This window comes from Streptomyces sp. NPDC054834, assembly GCF_053611185.1.
On the sequence record NZ_JBSGZV010000031.1, the window covers coordinates 97075 to 110613 of the forward strand.

At 72.7% G+C, this 13539-nt stretch carries 17 protein-coding genes; 8 read left to right on the plus strand and 9 right to left on the minus strand.

Features of this window, described 5'->3' with window-relative positions; all coding sequences use genetic code 11:
* Nucleotides 1-27: 27 nt before the first annotated feature.
* Both ACWGJM_RS32885 and ACWGJM_RS32890 read right to left on the minus strand, forming a co-directional pair.
* On the minus strand, nucleotides 28-711 hold the full coding sequence (locus tag ACWGJM_RS32885) for a response regulator (RefSeq protein ID WP_453415387.1): 684 nt from the start codon (nucleotides 709-711) through the stop codon (nucleotides 28-30).
* Nucleotides 708-1556, minus strand: a complete 849-nt coding sequence (locus ACWGJM_RS32890) for a sensor histidine kinase (RefSeq protein ID WP_453415388.1) — start codon at nucleotides 1554-1556, stop codon at nucleotides 708-710. The genes ACWGJM_RS32885 and ACWGJM_RS32890 overlap by 4 nt, the downstream gene beginning before the upstream one ends.
* A 140-nt stretch (nucleotides 1557-1696) precedes the next feature.
* Between ACWGJM_RS32890 and ACWGJM_RS32895 the strand changes: the two genes are divergently transcribed.
* The 4 genes from ACWGJM_RS32895 (at nucleotide 1697) to ACWGJM_RS32910 (ending at nucleotide 5661) form a co-directional block, all read left to right on the plus strand.
* Complete coding sequence (locus tag ACWGJM_RS32895; protein ID WP_453415389.1) at nucleotides 1697-2404, plus strand: ABC transporter ATP-binding protein; 708 nt, start codon at nucleotides 1697-1699, stop codon at nucleotides 2402-2404.
* Entirely contained in the window at nucleotides 2401-4710 is a 2310-nt protein-coding gene (locus tag ACWGJM_RS32900) for an ABC transporter permease (protein ID WP_453415390.1), read from the plus strand. Before ACWGJM_RS32895 ends, ACWGJM_RS32900 begins: the two co-directional genes overlap by 4 nt.
* A 117-nt stretch (nucleotides 4711-4827) precedes the next feature.
* Nucleotides 4828-5178, plus strand: coding sequence for a VOC family protein (locus ACWGJM_RS32905; protein ID WP_453415391.1), 351 nt, complete (start codon nucleotides 4828-4830; stop codon nucleotides 5176-5178).
* Between the two features lie 84 nt (nucleotides 5179-5262).
* Nucleotides 5263-5661 (plus strand): MarR family winged helix-turn-helix transcriptional regulator, encoded by a 399-nt coding sequence (locus ACWGJM_RS32910; protein ID WP_453415392.1) that lies wholly within the window; start codon nucleotides 5263-5265, stop codon nucleotides 5659-5661.
* On the opposite strand, the gene pqqB is transcribed toward ACWGJM_RS32910, so the two are convergent.
* The 3 genes from pqqB to ACWGJM_RS32925 are packed head-to-tail and all read right to left on the minus strand — an operon-like array spanning nucleotide 5658 to nucleotide 8178.
* On the minus strand, nucleotides 5658-6548 hold the full coding sequence (pqqB, locus tag ACWGJM_RS32915; protein WP_453415393.1) for a pyrroloquinoline quinone biosynthesis protein PqqB: 891 nt from the start codon (nucleotides 6546-6548) through the stop codon (nucleotides 5658-5660). The two genes, ACWGJM_RS32910 and pqqB, sit on opposite strands and share 4 nt — an antisense overlap.
* A gap of 58 nt (nucleotides 6549-6606) precedes the next feature.
* Nucleotides 6607-7722, minus strand: coding sequence for a hypothetical protein (locus ACWGJM_RS32920; RefSeq protein WP_453415394.1), 1116 nt, complete (start codon nucleotides 7720-7722; stop codon nucleotides 6607-6609).
* Nucleotides 7723-7770: 48 nt separating this feature from the next.
* The gene (locus tag ACWGJM_RS32925; protein WP_453415395.1) at nucleotides 7771-8178 is read right to left on the minus strand and encodes an SseB family protein; all 408 of its coding nucleotides are present in this window, start codon (nucleotides 8176-8178) and stop codon (nucleotides 7771-7773) included.
* Between the two features lie 227 nt (nucleotides 8179-8405).
* On the opposite strand from ACWGJM_RS32925, the gene ACWGJM_RS32930 reads away from it, so the two are divergent.
* Nucleotides 8406-8531, plus strand: a complete 126-nt coding sequence (locus ACWGJM_RS32930; protein ID WP_453415396.1) for a hypothetical protein — start codon at nucleotides 8406-8408, stop codon at nucleotides 8529-8531.
* Nucleotides 8532-8677: 146 nt separating this feature from the next.
* Nucleotides 8678-9139, plus strand: coding sequence for a hypothetical protein (locus ACWGJM_RS32935; RefSeq protein ID WP_453415397.1), 462 nt, complete (start codon nucleotides 8678-8680; stop codon nucleotides 9137-9139).
* 51 nt (nucleotides 9140-9190) lie between these two features.
* Here the strand turns inward: ACWGJM_RS32935 and ACWGJM_RS32940 are convergent, their stop codons facing one another.
* Together ACWGJM_RS32940 and ACWGJM_RS32945 are read right to left on the minus strand one after the other, a co-directional pair.
* Nucleotides 9191-10159: a pyridoxal-phosphate dependent enzyme gene (locus ACWGJM_RS32940; protein WP_453415398.1), complete on the minus strand. Its 969-nt coding sequence runs from the start codon at nucleotides 10157-10159 to the stop codon at nucleotides 9191-9193.
* Between the two features lie 186 nt (nucleotides 10160-10345).
* A complete protein-coding gene (locus ACWGJM_RS32945) occupies nucleotides 10346-10822 on the minus strand; it encodes an SRPBCC family protein (RefSeq protein ID WP_453415399.1) in 477 nt (158 codons plus the stop codon).
* A gap of 152 nt (nucleotides 10823-10974) precedes the next feature.
* On the opposite strand from ACWGJM_RS32945, the gene ACWGJM_RS32950 reads away from it, so the two are divergent.
* Nucleotides 10975-12153, plus strand: coding sequence for a PP2C family protein-serine/threonine phosphatase (locus tag ACWGJM_RS32950; protein ID WP_453415400.1), 1179 nt, complete (start codon nucleotides 10975-10977; stop codon nucleotides 12151-12153).
* Between the two features lie 29 nt (nucleotides 12154-12182).
* Here ACWGJM_RS32950 and ACWGJM_RS32955 read toward each other — a convergent pair whose 3' ends face one another.
* Nucleotides 12183-12500 carry a DUF2795 domain-containing protein gene (locus tag ACWGJM_RS32955; protein WP_453415401.1) on the minus strand — a complete coding sequence of 106 codons (318 nt, stop codon included), beginning with the start codon at nucleotides 12498-12500 and terminating at the stop codon, nucleotides 12183-12185.
* A gap of 91 nt (nucleotides 12501-12591) precedes the next feature.
* The gene (locus ACWGJM_RS32960) at nucleotides 12592-13137 is read right to left on the minus strand and encodes a hypothetical protein (protein ID WP_453415402.1); all 546 of its coding nucleotides are present in this window, start codon (nucleotides 13135-13137) and stop codon (nucleotides 12592-12594) included.
* A 172-nt stretch (nucleotides 13138-13309) separates the two neighbouring features.
* Here ACWGJM_RS32960 and ACWGJM_RS32965 point away from each other — a divergent pair, with 172 nt between their 5' ends.
* Entirely contained in the window at nucleotides 13310-13504 is a 195-nt protein-coding gene (locus ACWGJM_RS32965; RefSeq protein WP_453415403.1) for a DUF2795 domain-containing protein, read from the plus strand.
* The last annotated feature ends 35 nt before the right edge of the window (nucleotides 13505-13539 follow it).

Sequence of the window (13539 nt, forward strand, 5' to 3'; positions counted from 1 at the left end):
CTCCCTCCCGCGTCCCTCCGGGGCGCGCTACCGCTCCCCCCGTCTGACCAGCCCCGTCTCGTACGCGAGCACGACCGCCTGGGCGCGGTCGCGCAGGCCCAGCTTGGCGAAGATGCGGGCGACGTGGGACTTGACCGTGGCCTCGCTGAGGGTCATCTCGACGGCCAGTTCGGCGTTGGACAGGCCGCGGCCCAGCAGGGTCAGCACCTCACGCTCGCGGGGCGTCAGGGCTGCCAGGTCGGCGGGGGCGGTATCGGGCGTCCGCTCCGCCTCGGCCGCGTACCGCTCGACCAGGCGCCGGGTGATCTGCGGTGCGAGCAGGGCGTCGCCGGTGCCGACGAGCCGGACGGCCGCCGCCAGGTGCTCCGGGGTGACGTCCTTGAGCAGGAAGCCGCTGGCTCCGATCGACAGGGCCGTGTACACGTACCGGTCCAGGTCGAAGGTGGTCAGTATCAGCACCCGGCAGTCGGCGGCCCGCTCCAGGATGCGCCGTGTGGCTTCCAGGCCGTCCATGGTGGGCATGCGGATGTCCATGAGCACGACGTCCGGCTTGAGCTCGAGTGCCGCGGCGACCGCCTCGGCCCCGTCGGCGGCCTCGCCCACCACCTCGATGCCCCGGGCGGTCAGGATCAGCCGGAAGCCGGTCCGGATCAGCGTCTGGTCGTCGACGATCAGCACGCGGGGCGCCCGCTCGGGCGCGGCCGAGGTCATGGGCGGTCCAGCGGTATGCGGGCCCGGACCCGGTAGCCGCCGCCGAGTCTGCGGCGGGCGTCGAGGTCGCCGCCGTACACGGCGACCCGCTCGCACAGGCCCAGCAGGCCGCGGCCCGCGCCGTCATGGCGCCGCGGTGCGGGAGGGGTGCCGGTGCCGGTCAGCACGCTGGGACCGGTGTTGAGGACCTCGACGCGCAGCGCGTGGTCGGCGTAGCGCACGGTCACCTCAGCCTTGCCGCCGTCGCCGTACCGGAGCGCATTGGTGAGGGCCTCCTGGATGATGCGGTACGCGGTCACGTCGATGCCCTGCGGGAGGCGGCGCGGGTCACCGGATATCCGTACCTCGACGGGCAGTCCGGCGAACGATATCCGGTCGACGAGGGAGCCGAGGCGGTCGAGGCCGGGCTGTGGGGTCAGGTCCGGGCGGGCCCCCGCCGGTCCCGGGTCCTCGTCCGCACCGTCCTCGCCGCTCGGCGACGGCGCCAGCAGCCCCAGCAGATGCCGCAGGTCGGTCATCGCGCCGCGCCCCGCGTCCTCGACGGCCCGCAGGGCGGACGCGGCCTCGTCCGGCATCGTCCCCAGCACTTCCCGGGCCGCGCTCGCCTGGACGACCATGAGGCTGACGTTGTGGCTCACGATGTCGTGCAACTCGCGGGCGATGCGGTCCCGTTCGGCGGCGACCGCCGCGTGCGAGGCGCTCTCCCGCTCCCGCTCGAGCAGCCAGCCGCGCTCCCCCACGGCCGCCTGCCACCGGCGCCGGGTCCGCAGCAGCGCGACGGCCAGCCCCGCGACGGCCGCGCACGCCACCCCCAGCAGCACCACCAACAGCTCCCGTTCCCCCATGTCCTCACTCTGGCAGACGCCTCTGACATCCGGCATCGACCTGTGGATCCAGCTCCCTGCATCTGGGGGATGAGGCGCGGACCGAGGTGCGATCCGGGGAGGGATGCCGGGCGACCGGCCGCGCCCTTAGCGTCCTCACCATGGTCACTGGGGTGCAAACGGGAGAGGCCGTCGTGCGACTCGACGGCGTGCGCAAGGAGTACGGCGAGACGGTCGCGCTCGACGGGGTGTCACTCGAGATCCGGGCCGGGGAGGCGGTCGCGGTGATGGGGCCCTCGGGGTGCGGCAAGTCCACGCTGCTCAACATGATCGCCGGGCTGGACCGGCCCACGGGCGGCGCGGTCGTCGTGCACGGCGAGAACGTCGGGGAGTTGAGCGAGAAGGGCCTCGCGCTGTACCGGCGGCGCCGGATCGGCATGATCTTCCAGTTCTTCAACCTCATCGACGACCTGTCCGCCCTCGACAACGTGGCGCTGGCCGCCCAGTTGACCGGTACTTCGGCCCGGCAGGCCCGGCGCCGCGCGCTGGAACTGTTCGAGGAGCTGGGCATCGCCGACCGCCGCAACGCCTATCCGGCCGTGCTCAGCGGCGGTGAGCGGCAACGCGTGGCCGTGGCCCGGGCGTTGATGAACCGGCCGGCGCTGCTGCTGGCCGACGAGCCGACCGGTGCGCTGGACAGCCGGGCCGGTGAGCAGGTGATGGATCTGCTGATCGACCTGAACCAGATCGGGCAGACGCTGGTCATCGTCACGCACGACGAGCATCTCGCGCAGCGGTGTGCCAGCCGGCTGGTGCGGTTGGCCGACGGCCGGGTCACCGGTGAGCACGCCCTGGAGCCGTCCGTATGAGCGCGGTGTGGAAGGCCGCACGGGCGGCCGTGCGCAGGCGGAGACTGCAGACGCTGGTGATCTGGCTGGTCACGCTGGTGTCGACAGGGTCGATCGTGGTCGCGCTGGGGCTGGTGGACGCGGCGTCGGCTCCGTTCGACCACGCCTTCGGGAAGCTGCGCGGACCGCATGTCGTGGCCGCGTTCGACAGCGGCAAGGTGTCGGACGCCCAACTGGCGCGCGCGGCACGGCAGCCGGGGGTCGAGGCGGTGGCGGGGCCGTTCCCGCGGGCGACGGCCGACCTTCCGCGCGACGCGGCGGACTACGGTCTCGGCGGCGAGATCACGGTCGTGGGCCGGTCCGGTCCCGGAGGTCCGGTGGACCGGGTCGACCTGTGGGCAGGCCGGTGGCCCACCCGGCCGGGCGAGACAGTCCTGAACCGGCAGTCCGACTGGACCGCCGACGACCTCGGCAAGAAGCTCCAGGTGCCGTCGGGCCCGACCCTCACCATCGTCGGATTCGCCTTCGATCTGAGTCACACGGCAGACGCATGGGTCACCCCGGGCCAGATCCGGGCCCTGCATCCGACCGGCAGACAGCTGCTCCTGAGGTTCCGCGACGCCTCGTCGGAGAGCGCCCTGCGCGCCCAACTGTCCGAGGTGACCGACGGACTGCCGAGGGGCGCGCTCGCCGGATCGCAGACGTACCTGGCACTGAGGCACCGGATCGGCAGCAACGCGCGCGCCTACGCGCCGTATCTGATGGCGTTCGGTGTCCTCGGCATCCTGGTGGCGGTGCTCATCGTCGCCAACGTGGTGGGCGGTGCCGTGGTCTCGGGGTTCCGGCACATCGGCATCCTCAAGGCGCTGGGCTTCGCTCCGGGGCAGGTGCTGGGCGTCTACCTGGTGATGATCTCCGTGCCCGCCGTGCTGGGCTGTGCGCTCGGCACGTTCGTCGGCAACCTGTTGGCCGGACCGTTCTTCCGGTTCGTGTTCACCGGGCCGGCTTCGGGGATGCTGCACAGCAGCGTGGGGATCGCGCCCTGGGTGAATCTGCTCGCGCTGCTGGGCATGCCTCTGGTCTGCGTGCTCGCCGCGCTGGGCCCCTCCCTGCGGGCGCAGCGGCTGTCGGCGGCGCGGGCCATCAGCGCCGGCAGTGCCCCGCGTGCCGGACGGGCGCTCGGCATCCAGCGGCGCCTGGCAACCGCCCGGTTGCCCCGGTCGGTGACTCTCGGCGCGGGCCTGCCGTTCGCCCGTCCGGCGCGCAGCGCGCTCACGCTGGCCGCCGTGGTGCTGGGTGTGACGACGGTGACGTTCGCGACCGGCCTGGCGGCAACCCTGAACAGCTACGGGAACGACGGTCACCAGCCCTACGACGTCACCGTCTACGTGGGCAACTACCGGCACGGCAAGGAGGTGCAGCCGGTGCACAGCGACCGTCAGCTCCAGTCGCTGCTCGCCTCGTTGCCGGGTGCGACCCATGTGGTGGCGCGTTCGGACGACGACGCGCTTCTGGCCGGCAGTACCCAGGTGGTCATGTTCGAGGGCCGGCGCGGCGGCCTGTCCCTGGACAGCGTGCTCCTCAGGGGTCACTGGATGCACCGGACCGGAGAAGTCGTGGTCGGGACGCCGTTCCTACGCCGCAACGGAGTGCACCTCGGGGACCGTCTGCGGCTGCGGCAGGGCGACCGCGAGGAGGAGGTGACCGTCGTCGGCGAGACGATGGACACCGACGACCGGCTGGTGATCGGCGGCTGGCCGACGGTCACCGCCCTGATGCCGGACGTGAAGCCCATCGCCTATCACGTCAAGTTGCGCGAGGGCACGGCCCAGGAGGCGTACGCCCGCGCCGTCCGGGCCGCCGACCTGGGGCTGTCCGTCCAGCTGAGCGGCTCGAACAGCGTCACCGGCACCATCGTCGGCTCCGCGACCGGCCTCACCCTGATGCTGGCCCTGGTCGCCTCCCTCGGCGTCTTCAACACGGCCGTCCTCAACACCCACGACCGGCGTCGCGACCTCGGCATGCTCAAGTCGATCGGCATGACCCCGCGCCAGGTGACGGCGATGACGTTGACCTCGATGGCCGTGCTCGGGGCGCTGGGGTCCGTGCTCGGCATCCCCCTGGGCATCGCCGCCTACGAGGTGGTGATCCCCCGCATGGCGGCGGGGGTGGACATCACCCTGCCGTCGTACATGACGGACGTCTGGCATGCGCCGGTCCTGGCGCTGCTGGCCCTGGCAGGCGTCCTGATCGCCGTCATGGGCGCCCTGATCCCGGCCCGCCGCGCGGCCCGCCTCACCGTCGCGGAGGTGCTGCACAACGAATGACGGCGGCGCGGAGCCCGTAACCGGTCAGGATCGAAGAAGCCGGAGCGTGCTCCCCGGCCCTAGCGTGAGAGCACCGACGGAAACCCGTCGGGCCGCCCACCCCGAGGAGTGAGTTCCATGAGCGCCGGCCTGCAGACGATCATCTACCCCGTCAAGGACCTGGAGAAGGCCAAGTCCCTGTTCACCGCCCTGCTGGGCGTCGAGCCCTACGCCGACGCGCCCTACTACGTCGGTTTCAAGGCCGCGGGGCAGGACGTCGGCCTCGACCCGAACGGGCACGCGCAGGGCATGACCGGACCGGTGCCGTTCTGGCACGTCACCGATCTCCGTGGGCGGCTCGCCGCACTGCTCGAGGCGGGCGCGGAACTGCTACAGGACGTGCGGGACGTCGGCAACGGCCGGCTGATCGCCTCGGTGAAGGACCCCGACGGCAACCTGGTGGGGCTGCTCCAGGACCCGGCCGCCTGAGCCTCGTACGACTCCTCGCCAACTCCTTGCACCCGCACTAGTTGCATGCTCAACAATTGGCCGAATCGGTGCTACGGTGCGGGTATGGCAGCAAAGACGGCCGACGCACGGCTCGAGGAACGGTGGCGGGACATCCTGTCGGTCCACGCGCGCACGATGTGCGAGATCGACCGGGCGCTGCACCCCCACGGGCTGGGCGCGAGCGACTTCGAGGTGCTGGACCTCCTCGCCTCCGAGCCGCGCGAGCAGGGCGACCAGTGCCGGGTGCAGAACCTGGTCGGCCGGGTGCACCTCAGCCAGAGTGCGCTGTCCCGCCTCATCGGGCGGCTGGAGAAGGACGGCCTCGTGGAGCGCTCGGTCTGCGCCGAGGACCGGCGGGGCGTCTGGGTCGCGCTGACCGGCAAGGGCCGCGAACTGCACGCGCAGGTGCTGCCGCTCCAGCGGGCGGCGCTGGCCCGCATGCTGGAGGAGCAGCCGGCCTAGAGGATGAACCCGGCCCCGTCCGCAAGGACTTCCGCGCCGGTTCCGGCCACCTGCGCCCGGGCCGGGGAGGCGGCATCCAGCAGCGGGTTCGTGTGGTCGAGGTGGGTGTAGATCCGGCGCGGCCGCGGGTGACGGGCCAGGGCGGCGAGACTGCCGTGCGGGCCGGTGACCGGCAGATGCCCCATGGCCGCCTGTCCGCTCCCGGACCGCACCGCCGCGCCCATCTCGTCGGCCGCGAAGAACGTGCCGTCCAGCAGCACGCAGTCGGCCGTCGCGCACAGCTCGTCCAGCACCTCGCCCCAGGCGGGCACACAGGGCGCGTACACCAGCACTCCCCCGGTGGCCAGGTCCTCGATGCGGTACGCCGTCACCCGGCGGGCGTCCGGGGCGGGGGTCGGCAGGTACTTGGGGGCCTTGGCGCCGACCGGGTGGGCCGTGACCACCAGGCCGCCTGCCAGCACGAAGCCGCCGTCCGCCAGGCTGTCGCACCACTCCCAGGGGGCGTAGCGGTCGAGGGCGCCGCGGACCGGGGCGAGTGCGGCACGGACCGGCGGGGCCGCGTACACCCGCAGGCCGGCCGCGCCGCGCAACACGGTCAGGCCCATGACGTGGTCGGCCTCCGCGTCGGTCAGCAGCACGCCCCGCAGCGGGGTGTCGCGGGGTCCGGGGCCGGGCCGGAGCGCCGGGGTGGCGGTGAGCTGGGTACGGATGTCGGGCGAGGCGTTCAGCAGCCACCAGTCGCGGCCGTTGCCGGTGAGGGCCGCGCACTCCTGGGTGCGCGAGGGCAGTTTTCCGTCCCGGGCGGCCGAGCACAGCGCGCAGGCGCAGTTCCACTGCGGGAAGCCGCCGCCGGCCGCCGTACCCAGCAGGACGATCCTCACGGCCATCCGTCCCTCTCGCTCACCCGGACTCTCCGGTGGGATCTTCCCTCCCGAGCCGCGCGGACTACCCCCTCTCAGGGGGAAGTTCCGGCCGACCTCGGCCGGGCGGTCGCCGGTCCACCGGCCGGCGGGGCGGGATGGCGCCGCCCGGGAAGTCGCGCGGGCCGGTCCACAGGGCGGGTACGGCGTCGCAGCGACGGCACAGGGCGTAGGCGAGGGGCTCGTAGTTGACCCGCCAGCCCTGGAAGTGCGGCCAGGCGTCCTTCGTCGCGCGCTCGGGCCGGAAACCGGTGCTCTCCAGCATCTCCGCCGCCGCGTCGAACTCGGCGTAGGTCAGCCGGATCCCGGTGTCCGGGGCCGGGTCGGGGTCGAAGGGGATGCGCAGCACGCGGGCGATGTCGCGCAGCGCGGTGAATCCGGCGCGCAGCACCAGGCGGGCCTCCGGCGGGGCGCCGCGCGGGGACAGGGCGAGCTGGAGGGCGGCCGCGTCCATGACGGCGACCAGGCCGACCAGCCAGCTGCGGTGCGGGCGCGGGGAGCGGAAGGTCAGCAGGATCGGGTACGTGGAGTGGCTCTCGCCCATGTCCGAGGCCAGCCGCTCCCAGGCCCGGTACAGCTCCGGGAGCGCCGTCTCGGTCTCGACCAGCCACTGCCGGGCCAGGATCTCCGGGCCCCAGGCGGGCTCACCGGCCCGGGACTGAAGGAGGGTGACCTCCAGTTCGCGCCGGTTGTAGGCCCCGTACAGGGTGGGCAGGTAGGCGATCTGGAGGGCGATGAGGACGGGGCCGGTGGCGGCGGCGACGAAGTCCAGCACGGACAGCTTCAGCCGGTCGCCGCCGGCGAAGCCGAGGGTGAACATGCTGGAGCCGGCCTCCCGGAAGGAGGTCGTCCAGGACAGCGGGGACAGCGCGTACAGCAGCAGACCGAAGGCGAGCAGGGCTCCGGCGAGCCAGCCGGTGAGCATCCCGATCAGCATCAGCGGGGCGAGCCAGGTCTGGGCCCGGTCGATGGCGTCGTACCCGCCGCCGGGCGTGGTGAGGCGCAGCAGGCGGCGCAGCACCCACCACAGGCGGATCACCAGGCCGGAGTACAGCCCCCGGGGAACCACGAGGGTGCGCAGGACACTGCTGAGGACCAGTGCCAGAACCAGTGCCCCGGCCACACCGGAGAGCCATTCCATGCGGTCATTGTGAACCGCGGCCGGGGCCGCTGCCGGAATCGGCCGCGCTCAGCCCGCCGCGCGGGCCAGCAGGGTGCGTACCCCCTCGGAGGTGAGCGTCAGGCCGTGATCGGAGCTGCCGTCGATGGTGAGCGAGATGTCGTCGGCCGGCCACTGGGAGGCGAGCGCGCCCAGGGGCACGAGGCGGTAGCGGGAGACGAAGGGCAGCAGCTCGGCCATCTCCAGTTCCGAGGTGAACACCGGCACGACGGGGTTGTCCCCCGGCCTCTCCAGGACGGGCAGTGCCACCGCGGAGGGGTCGGTGGCGTCCTCGGCGGCGGCGTCGTCCGGCACGGGGAGCAGCACGTCGCTGCTGGCGAGCGTGTACAGCGCGGCCGGGTCCTCGGCGTTCTCGGCCAGCGCGTCCAGCGCCTGCTGGGCCGGCGTCGGCATGTCGTCGTACGCGGGTGTCTCCATGGCAGATCCCCTGCTAGCGGCGGTCGTGCGGTCGCCCGTTGGCACTCGGCCGCGGGCGCGGTCCTGAGCGCGTACCCAGCAGGCCCGGGGGCATGCCGACCGGATGGAGCCTGGCGGATGACGGTGCGGCGAACCGTGGCGGATCCCGAAGGGTGACCGCGGGTGCCGGTCGGCCGACCGGGACATCGGCGTCGGCGACCGTGCTGCCTGGGCCGAACGTGTTCAGCGTGCAGACGCCAGGGCCGGTGCCGGGCGTCGAGGATCACGGGCGTCCTGCCCGGACGCTCGACCGCCTGGCCGACGATCACGGTCTCGACGCCGTCGACGCGAAGCCCGCCCAGGTCCCGCGTTGACGAACCGGTAGAGGTGCGTCAGGTCGCGCACCCGGACCGCGACGTGCGGGTTGGCGGCGCCGGTGGTGGCGAACGCGCCGTGCACCGCCGGGTGGCGGGCCGGGGTCCGGTCGACCGCGTCGAGCCGGTCGAGGGCGACGCGCATCATGACCGTTGGCGTCGATGTCCGGTCCGAGCCGCCGTGGGTCGACGACAACCTGGGTGAGCAGGCGTCCGGTCTCCCCGAGCCGGGCGACGCGTCGGCGCACAGTGGACTCGGGGCGGCCGGTGCGCGCGGCCACGGCCGCCGGGGCCCGTGCGTCGTCGCCGAGGGCGGGCAGGACGGCGCGGTCGACGTCGGGTTCGCCGGGCGCGGGCGGGCGGGTGGGGCTCAGGGCGGTGCGTTCGGCATCGGTCAGGACGTCGTGCACCGCCGCCGGACGCCGGGACGCCTTCTGGCAGTTCGGCCGGGACGCCGCCGACCTGCGCCCGGCGCCCTGGTCGCCCGGGAGGCGGGCGTGGTGCTCAGCGACGCCTGCGGCAAGGCCTGGACGGCCGCCTCGGACAGCTTCCTCGTCACCTCGGCCGGGCTGCACGGCCACTTGGTGGAGGCCTTGCGTCTCGGGTGATGCCGCGCCGGGCCCGCAACTCGCCCCGGGGCTGCTCGGCCGGGCGGGCCGTCAGGCGCCGAGGAGTTCGGCGAAGCGCTGGGCGCCGATGTTGCCGCCGGAGAGGATGACGCCGATCCGGCGGGGAAGCGGCTCCACGCGGTGGGCCAGCAGGGCGGCCAGGGCGCTCGCGCCGCTCGGTTCGACGACGTTCTTCAGGCGCTCGAAGGCGAACCGCATCCCCTCGCGGATCTGGTCGTCGTCGACCAGGGTGATGCCGTCGAGCAGCCGCCGGTTGATGGAGAAGGTGAGTTCGCCGGGGATGTCCGCGGCCTGGCCGTCGGCGATGGTGCGGGGCACGGGGATGGAGACGCGCCGGCCGGCCTCCAGGGACCGCTTGGTGTCGTCCCCGGCCTCCGGTTCCACGCCGATCACCCGGATGTCCGGCAGGAGGCCCTTCGCCGCGGTCGCGCTTCCGGCGATCAGCCCACCGCCACCGACCGGCACGACCAGGGCGTCCAGGTCGCCGGCCTCCTCGATCAGTTCCAGGGCCGCCGTTCCCTGCCCGGCGATGACGTGGGGGTGCTCGTACGGCGGGATCAGCTCCAGGCCGCGGTCGGCGGCGAGGGCCTCTCCGATCGCGACCCGGTCGCCGGTGTAGCGGTCGTAGGTGACGATCTCGGCGCCGTACCCGGCCGTCGCCTCCAGCTTGGCGCGGGGTGTGTCCTCGGGCATCAGGATGACGGCGGTGGTGCCGAGCTCACGGGCGGCCAGCGCGACGGCCTGGGCGTGGTTGCCGGAGGAATAGGCGGCGATGCCCTTGGCCAGGCGTTCCGGGGACAGCCGGGACGCGGCGTTGTAGGCGCCCCGGAACTTAAAGGCGCCGACCCGCTGGAGGTTCTCGCACTTGACGAAGACCTCGGCGCCCACCAGCTCGTCCAGGGTCCGCGAGCGCAGCACGGGCGTCCGGTGGGCGACGCCCTTGATCCGTGCGGCGGCGTCGCGGACGTCGTCGAGGCTGACGGGCGGGGTGTCGGGCATGTTCGAACTCCGTTCTGGGCGCTGCCGGCCGCTGCGGTCGACGGAAGCCGGATGTTGCCGGATGCCGGATGCTGAACCTTCCGGGCTGGATTCATTGTCCAGCATCTAGACAGAAAGTCCAGCCCCGGCCCCCCGGTCGTTTCCGGGACCGGCAGCGCTCAGCCGGAGTCGTGGGCCTGCCCGGCCTCAGAGCACCTGACCGGGGTCACCGGGCTTGATGCGCCCGCGCCACGCGCCGGTCTCGCCGCCGCGGTGCTCGATGTAGTCCTTGAAGCGGCGCATGTCTCCCTTGACCCGCCGGTCGATCATCCCCAGGGCGTCCGCGCCCTTCTCCGCCATGCCTTCCGGCTCGATGTCCATGACGAGCTCCACGCGCGTGTGCGTGTCGTCCAGGCGCTGGAAGCGGACCGACCCCTTCTGATCGGTGTCGCCGCTGATGGTGCGCCACGTGATCCGCTCGTCGGGGAGCTGGTCGACGATCTCGGTGTCGAACTCGCGCTTCACTCCGCCGATCTTGGTGGTCCAGTGGTTGTGGCGGTCGTCGAGCTGCCTGACCTCCTCCACTCCCTCCATGAACTTCGGGAACTGCTCGAACTGCGTCCACTGGTTGTAGGCGGCGTGGAGGGGGACCTCGACCTCAACCGTTTCCTTGACCGTGCTCATGAGTCCTCCTTCATGGGTCGGATTTCATCGACCGGCTCTCGCCGGCCGGCCTACGGGTACCCCGGTGACCGGCCCGATCACAGGGGTGCGGGGATCGGCCCGGACAGATCGGCGCGATGGCCGGTCTCGCGGGTGTGGGGCACGCTGGTGGCATGAGCCCATGGCGGAACGTGGCAGCTCTGCGGCAGTCGTGGCAGTCGAGCCATGCGCTGCTGCTGCTTCCGATCGCGCTCATCGCGGTGATCACCGTGGTGGACATCCGCACGCCCGAGGACGTCCATCTGGGGCCCGCGCTGGTCATCGCCCCCGCGCTCACACCGTCGCTCGCGGGGCCCGTGGCGACCGGCCTGGTGGGTGTGCTCGCGATCGCGGCCCAATTCGTCATCGCGGTCTTCCACGGCGGGGTGGCCACCACGAACCACATCGTGCAGCTCATCACGCTCGCCGTGCTGACCGTCATGGTGGTGGTCTACAGCATGATCCGCGACCGGCGGCGCGCCCAGCTGGCGCAGGTCCGGTCGGTGGCCGAGGCCGCCCAGCACGTCCTGATGTGGCCACTGCCGGAGCACATCGGCCCGCTGCGGATCGCCTCGCTGTACATGGCCGCCGAGGACGAGGCGCAGATCGGCGGCGACCTGTACGCCGCCACCCGGTGCGACAGCACCGTACGCGTCATGATCGGCGACGTGCGCGGCAAGGGTCTCGCGGCGATCGGCGAGGCCGCGCTGCTGCTGGGCGCCTTCCGGGAGGCCGCGCACCGGCAGACTTCCCTGTCCGCGCTGGCCACCACCCTGGAGCAGAGCATGACCCGGTACAGCGCCGACTTCGAACCACCCGAAGAGGCCGGTGAACGCTTCGCCACCGCCCTGTTCGTCGAGATTCCCGACACCGATCCGACCACCAGGATGACCAGCTGCGGCCATCCTCCCCCGCTGCTGCTCAGCCCGGGTCACGTGGTCACCGTGCCGAGCCTGCACCCCTCGCCCCCACTGGGCGTCGGGGTGGCGGGCTCGGCGGAGCACACGCTGGACGTGTTCTCCTTCGAGCCCGGCGACACCCTCCTGCTCTACACCGACGGCGTCATCGAGGCCCGCGACGCCGACGGCCGCTTCTATCCGCTGGCGGAGCGCGTCGCGCGCTGGACCGAGGCCGGCCCCGAGGCGCTGATGCACCACATCCGCCGTGACCTCCTCACCCACACCGGAGGCCAACTGGACGACGACGCGGCCCTCATCGCCCTCCACCGCACGCCCACGGTCCAGCGCCGGCACGAGCGGCATCCCTCCTTCGCGGGGCTGCACCACGGCTCCGGTGCCCGGCCCCGGCCCTGATGACCGGACGGGGACGGCGACGCGGAGCGTCAGCGGTCCAGTTCCTCCTGGATCGGCGTCTTGGGCTCTTCCCGCAGATGCTGGGACAGCCCGGGCTTGCCGCCCTCGCGGGCCTGTTCGGCACGCTGCGTGGCATTGAGTCCGAGGTCCGAGTCCGGGTCCACCCGGACCGACCGGGCCACCTCCTCGCGGCTGGCGTACTGCTCCGGCGGGATGCCACGCAGCGCCTTGACCACCTCTTGCGAGGCGCCCGACGAACGCGCCGCGTCGACCAGCTGGTCCTTGCCGGCCGGGAAGTCGACATCCTTGATCGCGCCCAGCACCTCCGGAACGCTGGTGTGTGCCATGGTTCGGTCCTCCTTCCGCACCTGTCCAACGGTGTGCCTGGTGTTTGCTGTGGGGCGGCGAGTACCCGGGGGCCCGTGGGTGGACACCCGATCACCCGCGGGTGCGGAACACCTCCTGCGACATGCGCAGGCGGAGCTCCTCCAGCGTGCTCAGCTGCCGTTCGGCCCGGGCGAGCAACTCGTCGAGCTGCCGCGCGTCGAGGCGCCCGTCCACGTCCGCCAGCGGACGCAGCGCCCGCCAGCCGGCCGCCTTTCCCTCGACGCCGAGCCGGAGGAACTCAAGCTCGAGGACCGAGGAGAGCGGCGACCGGGCGACGATGCGCCCGTTGGGCTTCAGCCGTCCCGCACACTCGGCGGCGGCCGCCGCCACGACCTTGTACCGGCGCTTCGGGACCCCGAGCCGGTCCATGATGGCCAGCAGGCTCTCGCGATCCTCGGCGATCTCCCGCGCGATCCGTTCCAGCACGTCACCGAGCGGAGGGCCCTGGTGCGCCCGCGCCAGGTACCCGGCGCGGCGGGTGCCGACGGTGGATCCCGCCAGGTGGTCGTTGAGGTAGATGCCGAGCAGGTCCATCCGCAGCGCGCCGGCCGGCCGCGACCTGGTCGTTCCACTCCTCGGGACGTCGTGAGTACTCACCGCGGCCTCCTCGTCGAACCGGGCCCCCGCGTTCACCGAGGCCCCGGGTACCCACCCGAAGGCCCGAAAAGCCGGAATTGTCCCCCTGAGCGTGGGTACCTGGGCAGTCCGGCGTCCCTTCCGGCGCCGGTGTCACCGAGAACACTGGAACATCTCACCGCCTGGAGGAGCCATGGCGGCTGTCAGGCCCACCGATCTACAGAAAGCCCTGTCCGGCGCGGAGTACCCGGCCGACCGGGAACAGCTCCGGAAGGTCGCGGAGAAGAACCACGCTCCGAGCGAGATCACGGAGCGCATCTCCCACCTCGGGAAGAAGGAGTTCCAGAACCCGGCCGAGGTCAGCAAGGCCGTGTTCAAAGAGAAGTGACAGCACCTACGGACGCGTCGGCCGGAGCCTCGGGC

Excerpts from the sequence above, each read along its gene's own strand:
- ACWGJM_RS32900 (WP_453415390.1), top strand. The coding sequence starts at position 2,401 with ATGAGCGCGGTGTGGAAGGCCGCACGGGCGGCCGTGCGCAGGCGGAGA.
- ACWGJM_RS32935 (WP_453415397.1), top strand. The coding sequence starts at position 8,678 with ATGACCGTTGGCGTCGATGTCCGGTCCGAGCCGCCGTGGGTCGACGAC.
- ACWGJM_RS32920 (WP_453415394.1), bottom strand. The coding sequence starts at position 7,722 with ATGGAATGGCTCTCCGGTGTGGCCGGGGCACTGGTTCTGGCACTGGTC.
- ACWGJM_RS32895 (WP_453415389.1), top strand. The coding sequence starts at position 1,697 with ATGGTCACTGGGGTGCAAACGGGAGAGGCCGTCGTGCGACTCGACGGC.
- ACWGJM_RS32925 (WP_453415395.1), bottom strand. The coding sequence starts at position 8,178 with ATGGAGACACCCGCGTACGACGACATGCCGACGCCGGCCCAGCAGGCG.
- ACWGJM_RS32890 (WP_453415388.1), bottom strand. The coding sequence starts at position 1,556 with ATGGGGGAACGGGAGCTGTTGGTGGTGCTGCTGGGGGTGGCGTGCGCG.
- pqqB (WP_453415393.1), bottom strand. The coding sequence starts at position 6,548 with ATGGCCGTGAGGATCGTCCTGCTGGGTACGGCGGCCGGCGGCGGCTTC.
- ACWGJM_RS32905 (WP_453415391.1), top strand. The coding sequence starts at position 4,828 with ATGAGCGCCGGCCTGCAGACGATCATCTACCCCGTCAAGGACCTGGAG.
- ACWGJM_RS32945 (WP_453415399.1), bottom strand. The coding sequence starts at position 10,822 with ATGAGCACGGTCAAGGAAACGGTTGAGGTCGAGGTCCCCCTCCACGCC.
- ACWGJM_RS32940 (WP_453415398.1), bottom strand. The coding sequence starts at position 10,159 with ATGCCCGACACCCCGCCCGTCAGCCTCGACGACGTCCGCGACGCCGCC.
- ACWGJM_RS32885 (WP_453415387.1), bottom strand. The coding sequence starts at position 711 with ATGACCTCGGCCGCGCCCGAGCGGGCGCCCCGCGTGCTGATCGTCGAC.
- ACWGJM_RS32950 (WP_453415400.1), top strand. The coding sequence starts at position 10,975 with ATGAGCCCATGGCGGAACGTGGCAGCTCTGCGGCAGTCGTGGCAGTCG.
- ACWGJM_RS32955 (WP_453415401.1), bottom strand. The coding sequence starts at position 12,500 with ATGGCACACACCAGCGTTCCGGAGGTGCTGGGCGCGATCAAGGATGTC.
- ACWGJM_RS32965 (WP_453415403.1), top strand. The coding sequence starts at position 13,310 with ATGGCGGCTGTCAGGCCCACCGATCTACAGAAAGCCCTGTCCGGCGCG.
- ACWGJM_RS32910 (WP_453415392.1), top strand. The coding sequence starts at position 5,263 with ATGGCAGCAAAGACGGCCGACGCACGGCTCGAGGAACGGTGGCGGGAC.